This is a genomic window from Actinomadura sp. NEAU-AAG7 (genome assembly GCF_018603865.1).
Lineage (GTDB): Bacteria > Actinomycetota > Actinomycetes > Streptosporangiales > Streptosporangiaceae > Spirillospora > Spirillospora litoris.
In genome coordinates this window covers 285,700-309,051 of record NZ_JAHFZY010000001.1, presented here as the reverse complement: position 1 = coordinate 309,051, position 23,352 = coordinate 285,700, and the positions used below count along the sequence as shown (strand labels likewise).

Annotated in this window: 21 protein-coding genes; 7 read left to right on the top strand and 14 right to left on the bottom strand. The window is 72.2% G+C overall.

Annotated features, from left to right (window positions below):
• Window positions 1-21: 21 nt before the first annotated feature.
• The 4 genes from KLI87_RS01375 to KLI87_RS01360 all read right to left on the bottom strand — a co-directional run bounded on the left by KLI87_RS01375 (window position 22) and on the right by KLI87_RS01360 (window position 2,714).
• Window positions 22-486 (bottom strand): MerR family transcriptional regulator, encoded by a 465-nt coding sequence (locus tag KLI87_RS01375; protein ID WP_156217295.1) that lies wholly within the window; start codon window positions 484-486, stop codon window positions 22-24.
• Window positions 487-569: 83 nt separating this feature from the next.
• Complete coding sequence (locus KLI87_RS01370; RefSeq protein ID WP_214615517.1) at window positions 570-929, bottom strand: hypothetical protein; 360 nt, start codon at window positions 927-929, stop codon at window positions 570-572.
• 88 nt (window positions 930-1,017) lie between these two features.
• Window positions 1,018-1,659, bottom strand: coding sequence for a hypothetical protein (locus KLI87_RS01365; protein ID WP_214615516.1), 642 nt, complete (start codon window positions 1,657-1,659; stop codon window positions 1,018-1,020).
• 104 nt (window positions 1,660-1,763) lie between these two features.
• Entirely contained in the window at window positions 1,764-2,714 is a 951-nt protein-coding gene (locus KLI87_RS01360) for an SDR family NAD(P)-dependent oxidoreductase (RefSeq protein WP_214615515.1), read from the bottom strand.
• A gap of 104 nt (window positions 2,715-2,818) precedes the next feature.
• Here KLI87_RS01360 and KLI87_RS01355 point away from each other — a divergent pair, with 104 nt between their 5' ends.
• Entirely contained in the window at window positions 2,819-3,847 is a 1,029-nt protein-coding gene (locus tag KLI87_RS01355) for an NAD-dependent epimerase/dehydratase family protein (protein ID WP_214615514.1), read from the top strand.
• Here the strand turns inward: KLI87_RS01355 and KLI87_RS01350 are convergent.
• Window positions 3,796-6,924: a BTAD domain-containing putative transcriptional regulator gene (locus KLI87_RS01350; protein WP_214615513.1), complete on the bottom strand. Its 3,129-nt coding sequence runs from the start codon at window positions 6,922-6,924 to the stop codon at window positions 3,796-3,798. The genes KLI87_RS01355 and KLI87_RS01350 overlap by 52 nt on opposite strands.
• Before the next feature lie 117 nt (window positions 6,925-7,041).
• Between KLI87_RS01350 and KLI87_RS01345 the strand changes: the two genes are divergently transcribed.
• The 4 genes from KLI87_RS01345 (at window position 7,042) to KLI87_RS01330 (ending at window position 12,170) form a co-directional block, all read left to right on the top strand.
• Window positions 7,042-8,058 carry an NADP-dependent oxidoreductase gene (locus KLI87_RS01345; protein ID WP_214615512.1) on the top strand — a complete coding sequence of 339 codons (1,017 nt, stop codon included), beginning with the start codon at window positions 7,042-7,044 and terminating at the stop codon, window positions 8,056-8,058.
• Window positions 8,059-8,113: 55 nt separating this feature from the next.
• On the top strand, window positions 8,114-9,733 hold the full coding sequence (locus tag KLI87_RS01340) for an alkaline phosphatase D family protein (RefSeq protein WP_156217302.1): 1,620 nt from the start codon (window positions 8,114-8,116) through the stop codon (window positions 9,731-9,733).
• Window positions 9,734-10,076: 343 nt separating this feature from the next.
• Window positions 10,077-11,429, top strand: a complete 1,353-nt coding sequence (locus KLI87_RS01335; protein WP_214615511.1) for an NYN domain-containing protein — start codon at window positions 10,077-10,079, stop codon at window positions 11,427-11,429.
• Between the two features lie 90 nt (window positions 11,430-11,519).
• A complete protein-coding gene (locus KLI87_RS01330) occupies window positions 11,520-12,170 on the top strand; it encodes a tetratricopeptide repeat protein (protein WP_242883360.1) in 651 nt (216 codons plus the stop codon).
• Here the strand turns inward: KLI87_RS01330 and KLI87_RS01325 are convergent, their stop codons facing one another.
• Window positions 12,171-12,683 carry a hypothetical protein gene (locus KLI87_RS01325; protein ID WP_214615510.1) on the bottom strand — a complete coding sequence of 171 codons (513 nt, stop codon included), beginning with the start codon at window positions 12,681-12,683 and terminating at the stop codon, window positions 12,171-12,173. It abuts the gene before it with no gap.
• A 63-nt stretch (window positions 12,684-12,746) separates the two neighbouring features.
• Between KLI87_RS01325 and pyrE the strand changes: the two genes are divergently transcribed.
• A complete protein-coding gene (gene pyrE, locus KLI87_RS01320; protein ID WP_214615509.1) occupies window positions 12,747-13,280 on the top strand; it encodes an orotate phosphoribosyltransferase in 534 nt (177 codons plus the stop codon).
• Here the strand turns inward: pyrE and KLI87_RS01315 are convergent.
• Entirely contained in the window at window positions 13,277-14,155 is an 879-nt protein-coding gene (locus KLI87_RS01315) for a metallophosphoesterase (protein WP_214615508.1), read from the bottom strand. The genes pyrE and KLI87_RS01315 overlap by 4 nt on opposite strands.
• A 157-nt stretch (window positions 14,156-14,312) precedes the next feature.
• Here KLI87_RS01315 and KLI87_RS01310 point away from each other — a divergent pair, with 157 nt between their 5' ends.
• Complete coding sequence (locus KLI87_RS01310) at window positions 14,313-14,897, top strand: GNAT family N-acetyltransferase (RefSeq protein ID WP_214615507.1); 585 nt, start codon at window positions 14,313-14,315, stop codon at window positions 14,895-14,897.
• A 158-nt stretch (window positions 14,898-15,055) separates the two neighbouring features.
• Here the strand turns inward: KLI87_RS01310 and KLI87_RS01305 are convergent, their stop codons facing one another.
• From KLI87_RS01305 to dnaK, 7 genes are all read right to left on the bottom strand, one after another.
• On the bottom strand, window positions 15,056-15,328 hold the full coding sequence (locus KLI87_RS01305) for a hypothetical protein (RefSeq protein ID WP_156217306.1): 273 nt from the start codon (window positions 15,326-15,328) through the stop codon (window positions 15,056-15,058).
• Window positions 15,325-15,861 carry an RNA polymerase sigma factor gene (locus KLI87_RS01300; RefSeq protein WP_214615506.1) on the bottom strand — a complete coding sequence of 179 codons (537 nt, stop codon included), beginning with the start codon at window positions 15,859-15,861 and terminating at the stop codon, window positions 15,325-15,327. Before KLI87_RS01300 ends, KLI87_RS01305 begins: the two co-directional genes overlap by 4 nt.
• 164 nt (window positions 15,862-16,025) lie before the next feature.
• Complete coding sequence (gene clpB, locus KLI87_RS01295) at window positions 16,026-18,623, bottom strand: ATP-dependent chaperone ClpB (RefSeq protein ID WP_214615505.1); 2,598 nt, start codon at window positions 18,621-18,623, stop codon at window positions 16,026-16,028.
• A 53-nt stretch (window positions 18,624-18,676) separates the two neighbouring features.
• Window positions 18,677-19,129 carry a heat shock protein transcriptional repressor HspR gene (locus KLI87_RS01290; RefSeq protein WP_156217307.1) on the bottom strand — a complete coding sequence of 151 codons (453 nt, stop codon included), beginning with the start codon at window positions 19,127-19,129 and terminating at the stop codon, window positions 18,677-18,679.
• A gap of 33 nt (window positions 19,130-19,162) precedes the next feature.
• Window positions 19,163-20,329: a molecular chaperone DnaJ gene (gene dnaJ / locus KLI87_RS01285; RefSeq protein ID WP_214615504.1), complete on the bottom strand. Its 1,167-nt coding sequence runs from the start codon at window positions 20,327-20,329 to the stop codon at window positions 19,163-19,165.
• A 176-nt stretch (window positions 20,330-20,505) separates the two neighbouring features.
• Window positions 20,506-21,162, bottom strand: coding sequence for a nucleotide exchange factor GrpE (grpE, locus tag KLI87_RS01280; protein WP_214616572.1), 657 nt, complete (start codon window positions 21,160-21,162; stop codon window positions 20,506-20,508).
• A complete protein-coding gene (gene dnaK, locus KLI87_RS01275; protein WP_156217308.1) occupies window positions 21,156-23,021 on the bottom strand; it encodes a molecular chaperone DnaK in 1,866 nt (621 codons plus the stop codon). Before dnaK ends, grpE begins: the two co-directional genes overlap by 7 nt.
• Between the last annotated feature and the right edge of the window lie 331 nt (window positions 23,022-23,352).

Here is a 23,352-nt window from a genome sequence, read left to right as displayed (position 1 = left end):
TCCGACCGCTGTGAGGATTTCTCAAGACCCTTCCCGCGATTTGCGGTGGTCGGTGGCCAGCGCGGCGAAGGGGAGCGGGCAGCGGGGTTCGCGTGAGCAGGCCATGAGGTCGTCGCATCCGGCGTTCAGCGCCTCGCGCAGGCTGCCGGCGATGACCTCCAGGTCGGCGATCCTGGCCTCGACCTCGGCCAGTTTGGCCTGTGCGCGCACCGCGAGACCGGTTTCCGGGGGCCGGTGGCGGTGGGCGCCGGTCTCCAGCAGCTCGCCGATCTCCTCCAGAGTGAAGCCCAGCCGCTGCGCGGTTTTGATCACCCGGAGCAGGGTCACGGTCTCGGCGGGGTACAGGCGGTGGCCGCCCAGGCTCCGCGCGGGCTCGGCGATCAGCCCCCGCCGCTCGTAGTAGCGCAGGGTCTGCGGGTTCACCCCGGCCGCCTCGGCGACCTGGCTGGAGCGCAGCCCCTCGTATCCGAACCGGGCTCCCACCATCCCGACACCTCCTCAGACTCCGGCCGTCCACGCTACGACGGCAAACCCTGGCCGGGGTACCGGATGCGAGGACTTTTACCAGGTCAGCCTGGGCCGATCCGTTCGGCGAGCGCCGCCACGACCGGTGCGTGGCCGTCGTCGGCGGCGACCTCCAGCGTCAGCGCGCCGCCTGCCGCGGTCATCGTGAAGGTGAAGAACGAGCAGCACGCGGTCTCCCGTGCCGCGAGTTCGGCGGCGCGTCCGGCCAGTTCCGGTTCGGGTCGCATGCGGAGCCGCATTCGCCCTGGCGCGACCAACGTCACTTCGGTGGCCGCCTCGGCGAACAGCGCGTCGAACTCGGCGACGCGCAATGGCCTCTGGGCCGTGGGCAACGTGCACGACGGCGGGGCCCACCCTTCGTCCTGAACCGCCGGAGTCGGACCGGTCCGCTGCTTGAACTCCATGGAACGACGGTAAGGCTGTACCTCGGTACCGGATTCAAGGTGCGGGCTCCCGCCGGCGGGGGCGTCCGCCGGCGGAAGCGCCCGGGGGTCAGTAGGTCACGTCGCTCTTCTTGCAGAGGGTCTGCTTGCCCTTGTTGTTGTAGGTGCACTTGTCGTCCAGCGTCCAGAAGTTCTTGGCGTAGGCGGAGCCGACGTAGCGGTACTTGCCGTTGAACACGCAGTAGCCGCCGCCGCCCGCCTGGATGTAGCCGAGAGCGTCGTAGACGTTGAACTTGTAGACCTTGAAGCCCTGCCCCACGCGGAGGGTGAAGTGGCGGCGCGTCTTGAGGCGCCACCGCATCGAGATGTCGGTCGACTTCTCCTGGGTCACCTGGAAGCCGACGGCCAGGTTGATGGACTTGATGGGCGCGCCGAGGGTCGCGGTGACGACGTTGGAGACCTTCTCGCCCTTCTTGATCTCGACGTTCTTCGGGCCCCAGGCCGAGGTGCGCCACGGATAGTTGTTGTTCCAGACGTACTGCGTCCGCTCGAAGTGGCGGTATTTGGCGACCCTGGAGTTCGGGACGACGCAGGGCACCTTGGCCTTCTTCGCGGCGACGTGCGTCCCGGCCGAGACCGTGGATACCTTGCTGCTGCCCGGGTCGTCCTGGAGGACCGTGGCCAGGCCGCCCCCGCCGACGGCGGTCACGGCGGTCGCGATCATCGCGATCTTCACTGCCTTGCGGGTCATGGGGGTCCTTCCGACTGTGGCTGGTGCGTCGAAAGGAACCTAAGTCCGGGACGGGTGCGCAGGTCAGAGCCCTAGGGCCCCATTGGCGGCAGGGCCTTAGGGCCCTAGGCGGGGATTCCCGTGAGGTCGGCGGAGAGCCGCCAGAGGCGCGCGGCCGCTTCCGGGTCGGCGGCCCAGGCGGCGACGCCGTTGCCGAGGACGGCGCCCGGCTCGGCGGGCTCGGCTATGTCGCCGTCCTCGCAGTAGACGCCGCCGAGACCGTCCAGGAGGGGTGAGGTCGCGGCCCACACCTGGGTCGCCGCGCCCTGTTCGGGGGTCTTCCAGCCGGTGTTCGTGGGGCTGGCCTCGATCATCGCGGAGAGGTCGGCCAGTTCCCTCTCGGACATGTGGCGGCCCAGGGAGGTCGCGATGGTTCCGGGATGCACGGAGAACGCGCGGACTCCCGCGTCGCGGCCGAGAGCGTCCAGATGGACGGCGAACAGGGCGTTCGCTGTCTTCGCCTGGCCGTAGGCCAGCCACTTGTCGTAGCCGTTCTCGAAATGCACGTCGTCCCAGCGGATGTCGGAGAGCTGGTGGCCGTTGGAGGAGACCGACACCACCCGCGCGCCGCCGTCCGCGATCGCCGGCCAGAGGCGGTTGACCAGGGCGTGGTGCCCGAGGTGGTTGACGCCGAACTGGCTCTCCCAGCCGGGGCCGACGCGGGCCTCCGGGGACGCCATGACGCCCGCGTTGTTGATCATCAGGTCGACGGGGCGGCGGGAGGCGAGGAAGCGCTCGGCGAACGACTCGATGCTCCGCGGATCCGCGAGGTCGAGCTCCTCGATCTCGACGCCGGGGACGTCCTTCAGCGCCTCCTCGGCGGCCGGGCGGCGGCGCGCCGGGACGATCACTCGGGCGCCCGCCTGGGTGAGGGCCCGGGTCGTCGCCAGCCCGAGGCCCGAGGCTCCGCCGGTGACGACGGCGAGCCGTCCCGAGAGGTCGATGCCCGCGAGGACGTCCGCGGTGGTGCTCCGCGCGCCGAAACCCGAACCGATCTTGTGCTGCGGTGTGGTCATGGCTCGAAAGTAGGAGCTGGAGTGAACTCCAGGTCAAGCGCGAGGGGTTCCGCCATCAGCGAGAGTACGTTCCGTACGTTACGTACGTTTGGCAAGGTGGACCCATGAGGCTTCTGATGCTGGGTGGGACGGAGTTCGCAGGTCGCGCCATCACCGAGGACGCGCTCGCGCGCGGCTGGGAGGTCACCGTCTTCCACCGGGGACGCCACGATCCACCGGCCGGGGCGGCGTCGCTCCACGGTGATCGTGTGGAGCCCGGCGGGTTGAAGGCGCTCGGCGAGGGGGAGTGGGACGCGGCCGTCGACACCTGGTCGGGCGCGCCGTCCGCGGTGCGGGACGCGGCGCGCCTGCTCGCCGACCGCGTCGGCCGCCACGTCTACATCTCCAGCCGGTCCGTCTACCCGTTCCCGACGGCACCCGGGCTGGGCGAGGACGCGCCCGTCGTCGACGGTTCCGCGGACGCGGGCGAGGTCGAGTACCCGCAGGCCAAGCGGGGCGGCGAGCTGGCGGCGACGGGCGCGTTCGGTGACCGGGCGCTGCTCGCCCGGGTGGGGCTGATCATCGGGCGGTACGAGAACATCGGGCGGCTGCCGTGGTGGCTCACGCGGATGGCCCGGGGCGGGAAGGTGCTGGCCCCCGGGCCGCGGAACCATGGCCTGCAATATGTCGACGTCCGCGACCTCGCGGCCTGGACATTGGACGCTATCGAGCGAGGACTCGGCGGCCCGTACAATCTCGCCGGCCCGGTCGACCACACGACGATGGGTGAATTCCTCCAAGCCTGCGCCGACGTGACCGGGAACAAGGCGGAACTGGTCTGGGCCGATCCGGAATCGATTCTCGCGGCGGGCATCGAACCGTGGATGGACCTCCCGGTCTGGCTCCAGCCCGGCGAGGTCTACGACACGATGATGCGGGCCGACGTCAGCAGGGCGCTCGACTCCGGCCTTCGCAGCCGTCCGATACAGGACACGGTCGCCGACACCTGGGAATGGCTGCGGAGCATCGGCGGACAGGCCCCGCACCGCCCCGACCGTCCGAAACTCGGATTGGATCCGGAAAAGGAAAGAGAATTCCTCGCTCACACGGAATCGGGCGAGGTCGCCGAGCCCCGCCGGAACTCGGCCTCATAACGCGCCTCGCCCAAGACCGAACGCGCGCGGGCGGCGATCCGGTCGACGTCGGTGCGTTCCGCCGGGGGCAGCGGCGCGCCGACGGACGCGCGCAGCGCCGCGGCCGTGCCGAGGAGGCGGGCGGCCTCGTCCGGCGCCCCTCCGAGGACGCGCGCCCCCGCGATGCCCTCCAGGGCGAGCGCCACGGCGCGCGGATCGCCGACCTCGCGCGCCGATTCCAGACCTTCGCGGTGCGCGGCCAGCGCGGCGGACGCGTCGCCGCGAAGCTCGGCGATGAATCCCAGCTCCGCCAGTACGAGCGCCAGTCCCGGCTCGCCCTTCTGAGTCCGGATCCAGCGCAGCCACGGCAGGAGGTGCGCCTCGGCGGTGTCCAGATCGCCGCGGTGGCGGGCGATGAGGGCCAGGCCGACCTCGGCGAAGTGCTCGGCGACCCGGTCCGAGGCGCCGACCGCGAGGCGGAGCGCGCGGCGGTGGTAGTCCTCGGCCGCGGCCGGGTCGCCGTCCAGCAGGGCGACGCGGCCGAGGCCGGAGAGGCTGAAGGACGCCTCCGTCCACAGGGGCAGCTCCTCGGCCATGCGGAGGCCGTCGCGGCGCAGCCCGGCGGCGCGGGCGTTGTCGCCGTGGATCTCGGCCAGCTCGGCGAGCGTGTTCGCGGTCTTGACGCCGCCCCAGCGGTCGCCGAGGTCGCGGAAGCTCGCGCGGCTCTCCTCGGCGTCGGCGCGCGCGGCGGCGAGGTCGGCGCGGGCCCGGTGGATGGACGCGCGGACGCTCAGCGCCGCGGCCGTGCCCCACCGGTCGCCGCGTGCGCGGAAGTCGCCGAGCGCCCGCTCGACCATGGACATCGTCAGGGCCAGGTCGCCGCAGCCGCGGTGGGCGAGGGCGAGGAACCACTGCGCCCACGGGTCGGCGTCCGGGACGTCGAACTCCACCACCGTGCCGGACAGCAGCGTGAACCCCGTCCGCCACACTTCGGCGCGGTCGCGCAGCGCGCGGTCGCCGTCGGCGGGCGCGATCGCGAGGGCCAGGTCGAGGGAGCGGCGCGCCTCGGTCAGCCTGCCGCGCAGGAGCCAGTACCAGGCGAGCGCGTCGACCAGCCGGAGCGCGTCGTCCACGGCGCCGAGCGCGGCGGCCGTGTCGAGCGCGCCGCGCAGGTTCGCGGTCTCGGCGTCCAGCAGGTCGAGGAACCGCCGCTGGTCGTGCCCGTAGAGGCGGGGCGCGGCGCGGACGGCGAGGTCGGTGTGGTGGCGCAGGTGCCGCATCCTGACCGCGTCGTGCTCGCCCGCCTCGCGGAGCCGGTCCAGGCAGTAGGCCCGGACGGACTCCAGCAGCCGGTAGCGGCCCTCCTCGGTCCGGACGACGAGGGACCGGTCGACCAGCCGGGCGAGGACGTCGAGCACGTCCAGGCCGTCCTGCGCGCAGACCGCCTCCGCCGCCTCCAGCGTGCAGCCGTCGGCGTGGACGGCGAGCCGCCGCAGCACGGTGCGCTCGGCGGCGGGCAGCGGCTCCCAGCTCCAGTCGATCATCGCGCGGAGCGTCCGCTGCCGGGCGGGGGCGTCGCGGCGCCCGGCGACGAGCAGGCGGAACCGGTCGTCCAGGCGTCCAGCCAGCTCGTGGACGCCGAGCGCGCGGACCCGGGACGCGGCGAGCTCCAGCGCGAGCGGCAGGCCGTCCAGGCTCCGGCAGATCGCCGTGATCGCCGCCCGCTCGGACGGGGACGGCGCGTAACCGGGCACGGCGGCGGCGACGCGCGCGACGAAGAGCCGCTCGGCGTCGGGCGGGTCCAGCGGCGGGACGGGCCACAGCCGCTCGCCGGAGATCCCGAGCGGCTCCTGCCCGGTGGCGAGGATCCGCAGGCCCGGCACCTCCCGCAGCAGGTGCGCGGCCAGCTCGGCGACCGGTTCGACGACGTGCTCGACGTTGTCCAGCACGAGCAGCGCGGGCCGCGCGCGGAACGCGGCCGCCAGCCGGCGCAGCGGATCGGGGGCGGCGCCCGGCAGCGGGCCGTCCTCGCGCAGGCCCAGCAGGGCGGCGAGGCCCGCGACGAGATCGGCGAGGGCGGCCGTGCCGCGGTCGAACCCGGCCAGCTCGACCAGCCAGACCTCGTCCTCGTCCTCGTTCTCGGCCGCGGCGGCCTCCAGCGCCAGCCGGGTCTTGCCGACGCCGCCGGGCCCGGTCAGCGTCACGAGGCGGCTCGTCCGCATGAGGTCGAGGACGGACGTGATCGCCGCCGTTCGCCCGATCAGCCCGGTCAGCGGCGCGGGGAGGTTCGTGCGCGGCCGGGTCGCGGAGTGGTGCAGCTCGTAGGTGGACAGGTCGAGGTCGGGGTCCTGCTTCAGGATCGCCTCGTGCAGGGCCGCCAGCTCGGGGCCGGGGTAGAGGCCGAGGTCGGCGTCCAGGCGGGCGCGCAGCTCGGCGAACCCCGCGAGCGCCTCGCTCTGGCGCCCGGCCCGGTAGAGCGCCCGCATGTGCACGGCGCGGAGCCGCTCGCGCAGCGGGTTCGCCGCGACCAGGTTCACCAGGTCGACGGCCAGCGCGGCGTGCTCGCCCAGCTCAAGCCGCGCCTCGGCGCGGTCCTCCTCCGCGACCAGGCGCTCCTCGTCCAGCTCGACGATGGCCGGGCGGACGAAGTCCGCGTCGCCGAAGTCCGCGTAGGCCGACCCCCGCCACAGCGCCAGCGCCTCGTCGAGCAGCTCCACCTTCGCACGCCGGTCGGACATCGCCCGCGCCCGCACCGCGAGCGCCCGGAACCGGAACGCGTCCACCTCGGCGCCGCCGTCGGCGGGGTCGAGGTGCAGCCGGTAGCCGGGGCGCTGCGACACGACGACGTCGCGCCCGCCGGGCTCGGCCTCCTCCAGCGCGCGCCGGAGCTGGGACACGCGCGTGTGCAGGGTGGCGATCGGGTTGCGCGGCGGATGGTCGCCGTTCCACACGTCCTCGATCAGCCGGTCGGAGGAGACGACCCGGCCCTCGTGCGCGAGGAGGTCGGCGAGCAGCGCGCGGACCTTCAGCTCGGGGACGCGCACGGGCCTTCCGTCCGCCGCCCAGACCGCGAGCGGGCCGAGCACCCCGAAACGCATGTCCGCAGACTAACGTGCCCGCGAAAATCCGCGCCCGCGAAAGGCGCGCCCGTGAAAGCCGTCCGGCCTACAGGGAACCCGAAGGGGACCTGAAGCGCCCGCGGGCACGCTGGCGGCATGACTTCACAACCCACGGTCGGCCGTGAGATCCGGCTGGCGTCGCGTCCGGTGGGCGCCCCCGTCGCGGCGAACTTCCAGACCGCCGAGAGCGAGATCCCCGAGCTGGCGGACGGGCAGATCCTCGTCCGCAACACCTGGATGTCGGTGGACCCCTACATGCGCGGACGCATGGACGACGTCCCCGGCACCCTCCCGCCCTTCGCGGTCGGCGAGCCGCTCGACGGGTCCGCGGTCGGCGAGGTGATCGCCTCCCGGTCGCGGGACGTGCCCTCCGGCGCCCGCGTCTCGCACTTCCTCGGCTGGCGCGAGTACGCCGTCATGGACGCGGCGGGCGCCGCCGTCATCGACACGGACCTCGCGCCCGAGCCCGCCTACCTCGGCGCCCTCGGCGTCCCGGGCCTCACCGCGTACGCCGCGCTCACGGACGTGGCGGAGGTGCGCGAGGGCGACGTCGTCTACGTCTCGGCCGCCGCCGGGGCGGTCGGCAGCCTCGCGGGGCAGATCGCCCGCAAGCTCGGCGCGTCCCGCGTGATCGGGTCGGCGGGCGGGCCGGAGAAGAACCGGCTGCTGCTCGACCGCTTCGGCTACGACGCGGCGCTCGACCACCGCGCCGGGCCGATCGCGCCCCAACTCGCCGCCGCCGCGCCGGACGGCATCGACGTCTACCTCGACAACGTCGGCGGCGACCACCTGGAGGCCGCGATCGGCGCGCTGCGTCCCGGCGGTCGCGCCGCGCTCGTCGGCGCGATCAGCGGGTACAACGCGACGGAGGCCGCGCCCGGCCCGTCCAACCTGTTCCGGATCGTGCAGGGCGAGCTCACGCTGCGCGGGATGCTGGTCTCCTCCTACGTCGGCCTCCTGCCCGAGTTCATCGGGAAGGCCGCGGGCTGGCTCGCCGACGGATCGCTGCGCACCGAGCAGACCGTCCTGGACGGTCTCGACCGGGCGCCCGCCGCGCTCATCGGCGTGCTGAGCGGCGCGAACACGGGGAAGATGCTCGTCCGCCTCCACTGAGCCGGACCGGCGTCCGGTGGACGCGGCGCCCCCGAGTCCGCTAGAGAGACGTGGTATGACCGCATTGGTACTCGGGCCGCACCTCCGGCACGTGAGCGCGCACACCGCGACGATCTGGGTGGAGACCGACGGCCCGTGCGAGGTCCGGGTCGTGAACGCCGAGCACGGCCTGGACGCGGCCGCCCGCACCTTCACCGCGCACGGCCACCACTACGGGCTCGTGGAGATCGACGGGCTCGACGCGGGCGCCCGGATCCCCTACGCCGTCGTCCTGGACGAGGAGACCGTCTGGCCCGAGCCCGGCGACGGCTTCCCGCCGAGCCAGATCCGGACGCTGGACCCCGAGGGCGAGCTGCGGATCTCGTTCGGGTCGTGCCGCCGCTCGCCCGGCACGCCCGAGGAGTTCGGCCACGACGCGCTCGCCGCGTTCGCCCACCGGCTCCGCGCCGGCGGCGCCGACGTCGCCTGGCCCGACATCCTGCTCATGGTCGGCGACCAGGTGTACGCCGACGAGCTGAGCGACGACATGCGCGAGTTCATCCGGTCCAGGCGCGGCCCGGACGAGCCGCCCGTGGACGAGGCCGCCGACTTCGAGGACTACACCCACCTCTACAAGCTCGCCTGGCTGCGCGACCCGGCGGTGCGGTGGCTGCTGTCCACCGTCCCCACCTTCACGATCTTCGACGACCACGACATCCGCGACGACTGGAACACCTCCTACGCCTGGCGCGAGGAGATGTGGTCCCAGCCCTGGTGGAAGGCCCGGATCACCGGCGGCATCGGCTCGTACTGGGTCTACCAGCACCTCGGGAACATGTCGCCGCGCGACCGCGCGTCCGACCCGCTCTACAAGGCGGTGCTCGACGCGTCCGGCGACGCGGGGCCGATCCTGGACGAGTTCGCCGAGCAGGCCGACAAGGAGCCCGCGAGCACCCGGTGGAGCTACGCGCACGACTGGGGCGGCACCCGGCTGATCGTCGTGGACAGCCGCTGCTCCCGGCTGCTCACCGCCGACCGCCGCGGCATGCTGGACGACGAGGAGTTCCGCTGGCTGGACGAGCAGTGCCAGGGCGGCATGGACCACCTGCTCATCGCCAGCTCGCTGCCCTACCTGCTGCCCCGCGCGATCCACCACGCCGAGGCGTGGAACGAGGCGGTCGCGGGCGGGGCGTGGGGCAGGCGGGGCGCGGCGCTCGGCGAGAAGATCCGGCAGGCCGCCGACCTGGAGCACTGGGCCGCGTTCGAGCGCTCGTTCCGCGAGGTCGCGGGCGACGTCGTCGCGGTCGGCCAGGGCGACCGGGGGCCCGCGCCCGCCAGCATCTCGTTCCTGTCCGGCGACATCCACTACTCCTACCTGGCGCGGGTCGTCGCCCCGGAGGCCCGGTCGGAGATCACCCAGATCGTCTGCTCGCCGCTGCGGAACCCGCTGATCGGCAAGTTCCGGTGGGCGAACAAGATCGTGTGCTCGCGCGCCGCCGCCGCGCCGTTCCGGGTCCTGTCGATGCTGGCGAAGGTGCCCGCGCCGCCGCTGCGCTGGCGGATGACCGACGGCCCGTGGTTCGACAACGCCATCGCGACCGTCACGCTGTCGGGACGCGAATGCGACGTGCGCTGGGAGACGCCCCGGGACGCGACGACGCTGGGGGAGATGGGCCGCGCGTCCATCACCCCGTGACGCGCCATGCGCGGTTGAAGGCGAGGTCGTAAGGATCTCCCTGGCCGAGCGTTCACCTGCTGCTTCCCGTAAAGATCATGTGGATCCGGGAGGGCCGGCGGGCCCGGCTGGTAGCGTCCGCCGCGGCCCGCCAATCTTTGTTACCGGGGAGTCGCGAACCGGCGGGGCGTCATGAAAGAGTGGCGAATCGCCGTATCGACCTACGGGGCTGGTGGGCTTCACTACGCTAGAGGCGCCCGGGGCCGCTACGCCGGCCAGCATCCCCGAGCGCAGGAAGGCGGCCGCCGCACGATGGTCACTCTCGCCGGCCCGACGGCCCCGTGTTGAGGAAGGGCGGTGCCGCATGGATCGCTGCGCCCTGTTCGTAGACGCCGGCTACCTCCTGGCCGACGGCTCCATGGCGGTACACGGAACCCGCCACCGCGAGACCGTCTCCTGGGACTTCGGCGGCCTCCTGCAACTGCTGAGCAACCTCGCGCGAGAACGCACCGGCGTGCCGCTGCTGCGCTGCTACTGGTACGAGGCCACGATCGAGGGCAGGCGCTCGGCCGAGCATGAGGCGCTCGCCGACCTGCCGGGCCTGAAACTGCGCCTCGGCCGGGTCCGGCCCGGCCGCCGCGAGGGCGTGGACATCGAGATCCACCGCGACCTGATGACGCTCGCCCGCAACGGCGCGCTCGCCGACGCCGTCGTCGTCAGCGGCGACGAGGACCTCGCCCAGGTCGTCGCCGACGCGCAGGACCTCGGCGTCCGCGTCACCGTCGTGCACGTCGCCGTCGACGGCAACTGGACGATCTCGCGCGTGCTGCGGCAGGAGTGCGACGACCTCATCGAGATCGGCTCCGGCCACCTGCGCCCCTACGTCAACCTCCTCTCGGGCGCGGAGTCCTCGTCCCCGTCCTCGCTCGGGACGAGCCCGCTGTCCAACGGGCACGGCGGCGGGACGAGCCCGATCGGGCCGCTGCGCCCCACCTCGCAGCCCGGGCCGCCGCCCTCGACGCCGGTCGTGGGGCGGCCGCCGGCGCCGCTCGTGTCGCCGTCGGTCCGCGACCTGGGCCCGGCGATGACCTCGAACTCCCCCCTGTCCGGCTCCTCGATGGGCACGGGCCCGCTGCCGCTGCCCCTGCCGGGCGGCAGCGGCGGCTCGCTCGGCTCCTCGTTCGGCAACTCGACGACGCAGCCGCCCATGCCGCTCCAGGCCGCGCCGACGCCCAGCCCCCCGTCCACGACCGCGCCGGGCCCCGCGCCGTCGTCGCCGCCCTACAACCCGCCGATCCCGGCGCCGTCCCCGCCGCCGCCCCCGCAGTCGCCGCTGTCCTCCCAGCCCTCGCCGCTGCCGTCCAACACCTCGCAGCCGATGCCGGCGCCGTCCGCGGGGCTCCAGAGCCCGTCGCCGGGGCCCTACACCGGCCCGCAGCAGATCGCGCCCGTCCCGGCGCAGCAGAACGCCCCCACCCTCGCCGACGCGGTCAAGGCCGCGCACCAGGAGGGCCAGGACTTCGGCGAGTCCGTCGCCCGGGACGCGCCCGCGCTGTGGCTGGAGGCGGTGCTCGCGCGCAAGCCGCGCATGCCGTCCGACCTGGAGGCCCGGCTGCTCCAGGGCTCCTCGCTGCCGATCGACTTCCTCCTGCACGACGAGGTGCGGCACGCGCTGCGCCGTGGTTTCTGGGACGCCCTCGAACGTTCCCGCAGGTGAACCCCGCCCGTCCGGCGGGTTCGCGTAGGTAATTCACGATCATCATCGATTCGCCCGCTTCGGCCGCCGGGTGCCGGGTAGCGTTGAAGCGTGACGCATGTGACGGAAGACGATCTCGACGATCTGGAGTTCGACACCCTGCGCACCGGCGATCACATCTCGGCTGCCAGGCGGCTGTCCGAGCTGGCCGAGGCGGTGTCGGGCGGGGTCTCGCGCGCCAACGTGCTGCTGCGCGCGGGCGAGCAGTGGCAGCACGCGGGCGACCACGCGCGGGCGGCCGAGCTGTACCGCAGGGCGCTGGAGGACGGCGGCGAGGTCTACGGCGACCCGCGCGCCTACCTCGCCGACGCGCTGTTCGAGCTGGGCCGGGTCGAGGAGGCGCGCGGCCTGGTCGAGCAGATCCGCGCCGACCGGCCCCGCGATCCCGAGGTGTACCGGGCCGTCGCCGAGGTGCTGTACGCGCAGGGCGACACCTCCGGCGCGCACGAATGGGCCACGAGCGGCGCCGACGTCGTCCTCGCCCTGCGCGACCGGGCCGTCGGCACCGGCATCGGCGGCGGGCCCGACGAGGCGCCCGCGCCGCCGCCCGAGTCGCTGACGCCGGGCCCCGACGACGTCGCCCTGGCCGAGGACAGCCTCGAAGCCCTCCTGCGGCTGCGCTACCGCGCCCGCATCGACCTGGGCCGCGCCGAGGACGACTACGACGCGCTGCTGGACGACCTGCTGAAGAACGACGCCTGATCAGAGCGTGCTGACCAGCTCGCTGAGCGACTGCGCGACGGCGGCCGGGGGCTCGTGCTCCACGACCGTCCAGCCCCGCAGCCCCGCCTGCCTGACCGCCTGGTCATGTCCGGACGAGGCACTCCGGTCGGCGTGCGTCCGCAGGTACCCGCACGGTGCCTCGGGCCAGTCGGGCGGGATGGGGACCTGCTCATGATCATGGGCGCCCTGCGGGCGGGGCAGCGCGGCGTCGACGAACACATACCCGCCGACCATCCGGTGCGCCGCCCGCTGGGCCAGCGCGACCGCCGGCAGCAGCGGCCCCGCGTCCCCGTGCGCCACCAGGACGAGCGGCACCTCCGGCCCGGACGCCGTGATGATCAGCGACACCCGCGCGACGTACCGGGACCCGGTCTCGGCCACGTCCGGCGCGATCACGTCGAGCCCGTAGGAACGCAGCATCTCCGGCAGGTCGCCCCAGGACGCGGCGGACGCGCCGGGCGCGTGCAGCAGGACGAGGGAACCGGGGGTCACGTCCACATCCTCGTCATGCCCTCACCGTAGCGAACCCCGGCGGGCCCAATAGGGTTTCCTTCCGTGAGCGATCGTGATGACCTGCTGAACGCAATCAAGGGCAAGGCCGTCGTGCACGGCGACTTCGTGCTCTCCTCCGGCAAGCGCGCGTCCTGGTACGTGGACCTGCGCCGCGTGACCCTGGACGGGGCGATCGCGCCGCTCGTCGGGCGGGTGATGCTCGACGCGACCGCCGACCTCGACTACGAGGCCGTGGGCGGCCTCACCCTCGGCGCCGACCCGGTCGCCACCGCGATGCTGCACGCCGCCGCCGCCCGGGGCCGCCACCTCGACGCGTTCGTCGTCCGCAAGGCGGGCAAGGCCCACGGCCTGCAACGCCGCATCGAGGGCCCGGACGTGGAGGGCCGCCGCGTCCTCGCGGTGGAGGACACCTCGACGACGGGCGGCAGCGTCCTGACCGCCGTCGAGGCCCTCCGCGAGGCCGGCGCCGAAGTGGTGGCCGTGGCGACGATCCTGGAACGCGGCGCCGCCGACCGCATCGCCGCCGAAAACCTGGAATACCGCCACCCCTACGACATGACCGACCTCTCCCTCTAACCCGACGACGCGCCGCCGATCAACGCGGCCAGGTCGAGCCGATCGCCGCGAACGTCGGCGAGCCACGAGTCGTGGACGTACTCGAAATCGAGGGTGCGCGTGTCGAACAGCCCGATACTGCCCGGCGCGACCTGCTGGCGAGGATTGACCGGCGTCGAGTCCCTCAGGTCGCGCTTGGGCGGAATGAGCTGGGCAAGGGCATAGGAGACCGTCGCCCCATAGCGGCGTGGCCCGTTCTGGTGGTGGTAGTGCCCGCTGACGTGCAGGCGGGGCTGAAGGTGCTCGATGAGGCGACTCAGCTTCCTCGACCCCTGCGTGACCCCGCGCCAGGAGGACATGCCGTACGGTCCGTCATGGGTGACCAGAACATCCACGCTCCCGGGCTCGGCGGCCAGGAGGCGGTCATGGGCGTCCGGGTCGAGGTCCATATAGCCGTCCAGCTCGACCCTCCCCAAAAAGGCCACTCGCTGTCCCGCGACCTCGGCGATGTGCCCGCAGACGACGTGCTGGAAGACGCCCAACGGGTCCACGGGCGTCACAGCACCGCGCCCCCGATGCAGTCCCGCGAGCCATTCATGGTCCTCATGGTTACCACTGAGAAAGAGGAGCGGGGGAATCTCCCCAAGCGCCATACGAACACCCTCACCCAGCCGCGAAGAGGGATCCAACAGACGAAAGAAATCACTCTGTGCCGGACCTTCGGCACCGAACCGGCGACTGGGCTCGTCCCACCGCTCAGCCGAGGGAAAGGCGCCCAGATCCCCGACCTGGATCACAGCGTCGAGCCTGATCCGCCGATGCCGGGCCAGCAACACGGCCGCCCCTAACGCGTGCAACACACACCCATGCACATCACCGAGAAACGCAACCTTCATCCGACCTCCACGAACCGGTTGGGCGGACAGGCGAGCTTACGCGGCGGAGGCCGTTGGCCGGGTTTACGGCCCGCGGACGTGGCGATGGCCTCGCCACGTCGCTGTGGGGACGCCGCCCGCGGTAATCCGTTTCGGGTGACCACGGCCCTCTGCCAGCATGAAGCCCATGCGCCACCCTTTTGACACGCTGGACTGGCCGATCCCTACCGCCCGACTCCTGCTGCGCCGGGCCACCCCCGACGACCTGGAAGCGACCTGGACCTTCCGGCAACTGCCGGAGACCCAGGAATGGATCGGGGCCGCCCTGACGGCATACGACGACTACCGTGAGCACTTTCTCCACGACGAGCGGCTCGCGGAGCTGCTCATCGTCGAACTGGACGGCCGGGTAGTCGGCGATCTGACGCTGCGGGTCCAGGACGCTTGGGCCCAGAAGGAGGTCGCCGACCAGGCGAAAGGCGTTCAAGGAGAGCTCGGCTGGACGTTGGACCCCGCCTACGGCGGCAAGGGCTACGCGACCGAAGCGGTGCGCGCCCTCATCGACCTCGCCTTCGGGAGGCTCGGCCTGCGCCGCCTGCGCGCCGACTGCTTCTACGACAACGAACCCTCGTGGCGGCTGATGGAACGGGTCGGGATGCGCCGCGAACAGCACACGGTGAAGGACTCTCTCCACCGCGCCAGGGGATGGCTCGACGGTCTCTCATACGCACTCCTGGCCGAGGAATGGCCCGCTCCCAAGTGACGAACCGCCCCGCTATCCGACCCCAGTGGAGGCGGCTTTCCGGAGGACTTGAGGCGGAGTATTCACGATGACCATGCTGCCGCTTTGTTCATGGTCGAACCTCCGTCAGGGGCTCTTCTCGATGAACGGCACTCCGTCCGCACCCGCTGACGGTCCGCTTACTCTCTTGAACGGGCATCTCCAGCGGTGGTCAGTTCACAGCGGCCGTTGTTGCAGGTGCGTTGCAGGCGGCCTCGGGAGATGGTTTGGATCAGGCCGATCGTCCAGCAGGTCGGGCAGCCGCGCAGGGCCAGGAGGCCGAGCGGTGCCAGGAGGAGGGTTGCCGGGCCGAGCAGCGGTATGAGGGCGAAGGCGGCGATCAGGGCGCCGAAGCCCACTGCGCCGCGTAGCAGGTGCCGGGGGAGTGATGTGCTTGCGAAGCTGCTGGTCATTGTCCCGCCGAGTGGAGTGTGTGGTGGACGGCCGCCCGGGCGCGGTGGAGGCGTGACTTCATCGCGGGAAGGCTGAGGCCGAGGGCGTCGGCGACCATGCGGCCGCTGTGGCCCTGGACGTCGCGCATGATCAGGACCTGGCGCTGGTCGGCGGGCAGGGCGGCGATCGCGGCGGCGATGCGTCCGGCCTCCAGGCGTTGGAGGGCTTCGTCCTCGGCCGAGTCCGTGAGGATGTCGGCTGTGCCGAGGTCGGCCGGGACGTCGCGGCGTAGGCGTCGCAGGCATTCGTTGCGGACGATGCGGAACATCCACGAGGCGAGCGCGCTGGAGGCGCGGAGTGTGCCGATCTTCCGGTAGAGGATGATCAGCGCTTCTTGTGCGGCGTCCTCGGCGTCTTCCGGCGAGGCGCAGAGGGTGCGGGCGAATCTGCGCACGTGGGGGTGCGAGCCCGACACCAGAGCGGTGATCGACTCCACGTCGCCGCGCCGGGCGGCGGCGATGAGCCGCTCGCCCGGCCAGGTCGTCTCAGCCACGGGAGCGGCTCCGCCGCCGCAGGACCGTGACCGTGCACGCGCAGATCAGCACGGCCACGCCGATTCCGGCACCGATGACCATCATGACGACCTCCCAGTTCGGTTCGCCGCTGCACGCGGTTCGCCTATGAGAGGGGTGAAGCCGTCCAAAGGATTCAGACGGATTACTTCGTCAGGGACAGGCCGCTGGACGGGGTCACCGACAGGCGGTCGGCGGGCTCGTCCAGGTCGACGACCACCTCGTCGCCGTCCTTGACCTCGCCCGCGAGGAGTTCGCGGGCCAACTGGTCGCCGATCGCCGTCTGGACGAGGCGCCGCAGCGGCCGCGCCCCGTACAGCGGGTCGTAGCCGGTCAGGGCCAGCCATTCGCGGGCCGCGTCGGTGACGCGGAGGGCGAGCCGGCGCTCGGCGAGGCGTTCGGCGAGCTTGTCGACCTGGAGGTCCACGATGCGGGTCAGCTCGTCGGTCGAGAGGGCGTCGAACAGGAGGACGTCGTCCAGGCGGTTGAGGAACTCCGGCTTGAACGAGCCGCGGACGGCGTTCCAGACGGCCTCGCGTTTCGCGCCGTTCTCCAGCGTCGGGTCGACGAGGAACTGCGAGCCGATGTTGGAGGTGAGGATCAGGATCGTGTTGCGGAAGTCGACCGTGCGGCCCTGGCCGTCGGTGAGGCGGCCGTCGTCGAGCACCTGGAGGAGGATGTCGAACACCTCGGGGTGCGCCTTCTCGACCTCGTCCAGCAGGATGACCGAGTACGGGCGGCGGCGGACGGCCTCGGTGAGCTGGCCGCCCTCCTCGTAGCCGACGTAGCCGGGGGGCGCGCCGACCAGGCGGGCGACGCTCTGCTTCTCGGAGTACTCGCTCATGTCGATGCGGGTCATCGCCCGCTCGTCGTCGAACAGGAACTCCGCGAGCGCCTTGGCCAGCTCGGTCTTGCCGACGCCGGTCGGGCCGAGGAACAGGAACGAGCCCGTCGGACGGTCGGGGTCGGAGATCCCGGCGCGGGCGCGGCGCACCGCGTCCGACACCGTGCGGACCGCGGAGTGCTGGCCGATGAGGCGGCGGCCCAGCTCGTCCTCCATGCGGAGCAGCTTGGCGGTCTCGCCTTCGAGGAGGCGCCCGGCGGGGATGCCCGTCCAGGAGGCGACGACGTCGGCGACGTCGTCGGGGCCGACCTCCTCCTTCACCATCGCGTCGCGGTTCTCGGCCGCCTCCGACGCCTCCTCCAGCTGCTTCTCCAGCTCGGGGATCTCGCCGTAGGTGAGCCGCGCGGAGGTCTCCAGGTCGCCGTCGCGCTGGGCGCGCTCGGCCTCGCCGCGCAGCTGGTCGATGCGCTCCTTGATCTCGCCGACGCGGTTCAGCCCGGCCTTCTCCTGCTCCCACCGGCCGACCAGGCCGTTGAGCTGCTCCTGCTTGTCGGCGAGGTCGGCGCGGAGCCGTTCGAGGCGCTGCCTGGACGGCTCGTCGGTCTCCTTGGCGAGGTTCAGCTCCTCCATCTTCAGCCGGTCCACGGCGCGCTGCAGCTCGTCGATCTCGACGGGACGGGAGTCGATCTCCATGCGGAGCCGGGAGGCGGCCTCGTCCACCAGGTCGATGGCCTTGTCGGGCAGGAACCGGGAGGTGATGTAGCGGTCCGACAGCGTCGCCGCCGCCACCAGCGCCGAGTCGTTGATCTGCACCTTGTGGTGCGCCTCGTAGCGGCCCTTCAGCCCGCGCAGGATCGCGACCGTGTCCTGCACCGACGGCTCCCCGACCAGCACCTGCTGGAAGCGGCGCTCCAGGGCCGGGTCCTTCTCGATGCGCTCGCGGTACTCGTCCAGCGTGGTCGCGCCGATCATGCGCAGCTCGCCGCGGGCCAGCATCGGCTTCAGCATGTTGCCCGCGTCCATCGCGCCCTCGGCGGCGCCCGCGCCGACGACCGTGTGCAGCTCGTCGATGAACGTGACGACCTGCCCGCCGCTCTCCTTGATCTCGTTCAGGACGGCCTTCAGCCGCTCCTCGAACTCGCCGCGGAACTTCGCGCCCGCCACCATCGCGGCGAGGTCCAGCGAGACCAGCCGCTTGCCGCGCAGCGACTCGGGGACGTCGCCCGCGACGATCCGCTGCGCGAGGCCCTCGACGACGGCGGTCTTGCCGACGCCCGGCTCGCCGATCAGCACCGGGTTGTTCTTCGTGCGGCGGGAGAGCACCTGGACGACGCGGCGGATCTCGGCGTCCCGCCCGACGACGGGGTCGAGCCGTCCGTCGCGGGCGGCGGCGGTGAGGTCGACGCCGTACTTCTCCAGCGACTGGTAGGTGCCCTCGGGGTTCTCGCTGGTGACGCGGGCGTGCCCGCGGACCTTCTCGAACGCGTCCAGCAGCGCCTCGGGCGTCGCGCCGACCTCCTTGAGCAGCCCGGCGGCCGGACCGCCGTCGGCGGCGAGGCCGACGAGCAGGTGCTCGGTCGAGACGTACTCGTCCTCAAGCTGCCGGGCGCGGTTGCCCGCGGTGTTGATCGCCCGCTGGAGCTGGCCGGACAGCCGGGGCGTCGCGACCGTCGAGCCCGCCGCCCGCGGCTTGGCCGCGAGCTGCTCCTCGGCCTGCCGCCGGACGGCCTGCCAGTCGGCCCCGGCCGCCTCCAGCAGCGGCACCGCCGTGCCCTCGGGCAGCCCGATCAACGCCACCAGCAGGTGCTGCGGCTCCACCTCGGGATGTCCCTCGGCCGCCGCCCTGCGGACCGCGACCGACACCGCCTCCTGACTCTTCTGCGTGAGCTTGATGTCCACGATTCCCCTCTCGATCTGGGGGGACGACCCCCCAGACCCCCCGGCAACTGCTTTTAGTCGCGGTTGCGCTCGTGCCACACGACGACGCTGGTGTGCCTGATCGGCACCAGGTCGGAGCCCGGCGTCCCGCCCGCGTCCCCGCGCCGCCGCTGCTGCGCGAGGCGCGCGGCGACGGAGCGGGTCGATTCCAGTTCGTTCGCGAGGTCCTCCAGCGCGGCGTGGGCCTTCGCGAGTTCCTCGCGGAGCCGGACGTTGTCGCGCTGGAGTTCCAGGATGTGCTTGATGCCCGAGAGGTTGATGCCCTCCTCCTGGGAGAGCCGCTGGATCTCGCGGAGCATCACGATGTCGCGCATCGAGTAGCGGCGCCCGCGCCCGGCGGTCCGGCCGGGGGACACCAGGCCCAGCCGGTCGTAGGTCCGCAGCGTCTGCGGGTGCAGCCCGGAGAGCTGCGCCGCCACCGAGATCACATAGACCGGGGTGCTGTCGCCGAAGGGATCGGTGTTCATGGTCGCGCCTCCGCCCGCCGATCGTTCACCGGGTCACTCCGTTCTGGCCTGCTGGAGCAGGTCGGCGCGCAGGTCGTCGCCCGCGCCCGACTCGCGGAGGCGGGTGAGCGCCTCGCGGGTCTGGTCGTCGAGTTTCTGCGGCACCTGCACGTCCACGGTGACCAGCAGGTCGCCCTTGGTGCCGTCGCGGCGGGACGCGCCGCGCCCCTTCACCCGGAACGTGCGGCCGTTCGGCGTGCCCTCGGGCAGCCGCAGCGTCACCGGCTGCCCCTGGAACGTCGGCACCCGGATCTCCGCGCCGAGCGCCGCCTCCGGGAACGTCACCGGGACGGTCAGCGTCAGGTTGTCGCCGCTGCGGCCGAACACCTGGTGCGGTCGCACCTTGATGTTGACGTACAGGTCGCCGTTCGGGCCGCCGTTCTCGCCCGGCGCGCCCTTGCCCTTGAGGCGGATCTTCTGGCCGTCCGCGACGCCCGCCGGGATCCGCGCCTGGATCGTGCGGGTGCCGGTCGCGCGGCCGCTGCCGTGGCAGATCGGGCAGGGGTCGTCGACGACGAGACCGCGCCCGTGGCACTGCTTGCACGGCTCCTGGAACCCGAAGTTGCCGAGGTTGCGCGTCTCCTGCCCGGTGCCCTCGCAGTTGGGGCACACCCGCGGGACGGTGCCGGCCTTCGCGCCGGTGCCCCGGCAGCCGTCGCACGGCGCCTCGCTGGTCAGCTTGATCGGGACGGTCACGCCGTTCATCGCGCGGCCGAACGACAGCGTCACGTCGGTCTCGACGTTCGCGCCGCGCCTGGCCCGCCGCGTCCCGGTCGTGCGGGTGCCGCCGCCGCCCCGGTTGAACAGCCCGCCGAACAGGTCGCCGATGCGCTCCCCGGCGCCGCCCGGCTGCGTGCCCCCCTGCTGCCCGAAGAGGTCTCCCAGGTCGAAGGGGAAGCCGCCGCCCTGCTGGCCCCGGAACCCGCCCGGCATGGAGCGCACCGAGTCGTACTCCTTGCGGCGCTTCTCGTCGGAGAGGACGTCGTAGGCCTCCGAGACCTCCTTGAAACGGTCCTCGGCGTCGGTGTCGCCCTTGTTGGCGTCCGGGTGGTACTTGCGGGCCAGCTTCCGGTACGACTTCTTGATCTCCTCCTGCGAGGCCGTCTTCGCGACACCGAGGACCTTGTAGTAGTCCTTCTCCAGGTAGTCCTTGGTGCTCACGGCGCCCCGCTCTCTGCTATCGCCACTTGCCACATGTCTTCTGCACGCCCCGGGGGCCCGCCCCGGGCGGCACCGCTCGGTGCCGCCCGGGGCGCAGGCCCGCGAGCCGTTCCAGGGTCACCTCTGGAACGTGCCGGAGTCACCCCCGGATCCCTCCCGGGCCGAAGCCGGAGGGGTCACTCGTCGTCGTCGGTCTTCTCGTCGCCGTTCGGCGTGGCGTCGGACGCGGCGTCCGGTTCGGCGTTCGGGTCGGGCTCGGCCACCGCGACGCGCGCCGGACGCAGGATCCGCTCGCCGATGCGGTAGCCGGGCTGGAGGACGTCCGCCACGCTCGTCTCCGTCACCTCCGCCGAGTACGCGTGCATGAGCGCCTCGTGGACGGTCGGGTCGAACGGCTCGCCCTTCGCGCCGTAGCGCTCCAGGCCGAGCTTGCCCGTCACCGCCTCCAGACGGTCGCCGACGGACTTGAACCCGCCGGTCAGCTCGTCGTGGTCACGGGCGCGGCCGATGTCGTCCAGCACCGGGAGCAACTCCTGGAGCACCTGCCCGAGGGCCTGCTCCCGCACCGCGACCCGGTCGCGCTCGACGCGCTTGCGGTAGTTGTCGTACTCCGCCTTCAGCCGCTGGAGATCGGCGAGCCGCTCCGCGAGCTGGGTCTTCAGCGAGGAGTCCGCGTCGCCCTCGGCACCGGCGGCCGGCGCGGCGGGCGCGGCGGGCTGCTCGCCCGTCCCGCCGGACTCGCGGACCTTGCCCGTCTCGGGATCGATGCGCCGCTTGTCGCGGATCACCGGGCCCTCCCGCTCCTCGCCCTCGTTGGGGGAGGTCGTCACGATGCGTCACCCTTCGGCTTCTCGTCGTCCACGATCTCGGCGTCGACGACCTCGTCGTCCTGGTCGGCCTGGCCCTGGGCGCCCGCCGTGGGGCCGGGGTCGTCCGCGCCCGCCTGCGCGCCCTCGGGGTTCTGCGCGTACATCGCCGCGCCCATCTTCTGGCTGACCTGGGCGAGCTTCTCCGCGCTGGTCTTGATGAGGTCGACGTCGGTGCCCTCCAGGGCCTTCTTGACCTCGGCGACCGCGTCGCCCACCTCGGTCTTCAGCTCGGCCGGGACCTTCTCGTCGTTCTCCCGCAGGAACTTCTCGGTGGAGTAGGCGAGGGTGTCGGCCTGGTTGCGGACCTCGGCCTCCTCCTTGCGCTTGCGGTCGTCCTCGGCGTACTGCTCGGCGTCGCGCATCATCTTCTCGATGTCGTCCTTGGGCAGCGCGCTGCCGCCGGTGATGACCATCGACTGCTCGCGGCCGGTGCCCTGGTCCTTCGCGCTGACGTTGACGATGCCGTTGGCGTCGATGTCGAAGGTCACCTCGATCTGCGGGACGCCGCGCGGCGCCGGCGGCAGACCGGTGAGCTGGAACGTGCCGAGCTTCTTGTTGTAGGCGGCGATCTCGCGCTCGCCCTGGAAGACCTGGATCTCGACCGAGGGCTGGTTGTCGTCGGCGGTGGTAAAGGTCTCCGAGCGCTTGGTCGGGATCGTGGTGTTGCGCTCGATGATCTTGGTGAAGATGCCGCCCTTGGTCTCGATGCCGAGGCTCAGCGGCGTCACGTCCAGCAGCAGGACGTCCTTGACCTCGCCCTTCAGCACGCCGGCCTGGAGGCTCGCGCCGATCGCGACGACCTCGTCGGGGTTGACGCCCTTGTTGGGCTCCTTGCCGCCGGTCAGCTCCTTGACCAGCTCCGACACCGCGGGCATGCGGGTCGAGCCGCCGACCAGGACGACCTGGTCGATGTCGCTCACCGAGATGTTCGCGTCCTTCAGCACCGAGTGGAACGGCGCCTTGGTCCGGTCGAGCAGGTCGGAGGTCATCCGCTGGAACTCGCCGCGGGTGAGCTTCTCCTCCAGGTGCAGCGGCCCCTCGGCCGACGCGGTGATGTAGGGCAGGTGGATCGTGGTCTCGGACGAGCCGGACAGCTCGATCTTGGCCTTCTCCGCGCCCTCGCGGATCCGCTGCAGCGCCATCTTGTCCTTGGACAGGTCGACGCCGTTGGCGTTCTTGAACTTCTCGACCAGCCAGTCGACGACCTTGTTGTCCCAGTCGTCGCCGCCGAGGTGGTTGTCGCCGCTGGTGGCCTTGACCTCGACCACGCCGTCGCCGACCTCCAGCAGCGACACGTCGAACGTGCCGCCGCCAAGGTCGAACACCAGGATCGTGGCCTCGTTCTCCTTCTCCAGGTGGTAGGCCAGCGCCGCCGAGGTGGGCTCGTTGATGATGCGCAGGACGTTCAGCCCGGCGATCTGCCCGGCCTCCTTGGTGGCCTGCCGCTGGTGGTCGGAGAAGTAGGCCGGGACGGTCACGACCGCGTCGGTGACCGTCTCGCCCAGGTAGGACTCGGCGTCCCGCTTCAGCTTCTGCAGCACGAACGCGCTGATCTGCTGCGGGGTGAAGTCCTTGCCGTCGATGGTGGTCTTCCAGTCGGTGCCCATCTCGCGCTTGACCGAGCGGATCGTCCGGTCAACGTTGGTCACCGCCTGGCGCTTGGCGACCTCACCGACGAGCACCTCACCGTTCTTGGCGAAGGCGACGACGGACGGCGTGGTCCGCGACCCCTCCGCGTTGGCGATGACGGTGGGCTCGCCGCCCTCCAGGATCGCGACGACCGAGTTGGTCGTCCCGAGGTCGATGCCGACCGCACGTGCCATGTCTCTCGTCCTCCGTCGTTCTTGCCGGTCTGTCGTGCTGCCCGGCGTCGCCCCCTGGGTCACGCCGGTCGGTCCGTTGCCAGCAAGACTGCCGTCCGTCGGTTCCTCTTGTCAAATGACTTGAGTCGAGCGGACTCAACTTTGCTGACGACCTCTACAACAGGACGATTGAGCGGGCTATTCCGGTTCCCGTGACGTTCCCGGCGACCCGAAGATCGTCTGCACGGAGGAGGACCTCCCCGCCGCCGTCCCTCGGCGGGAGGAGCGCCTCCTCCGCGCGATCCGGAATCCACCGGGGCCTCGGCCGTGAATTCGATCACCCGCATTGGGC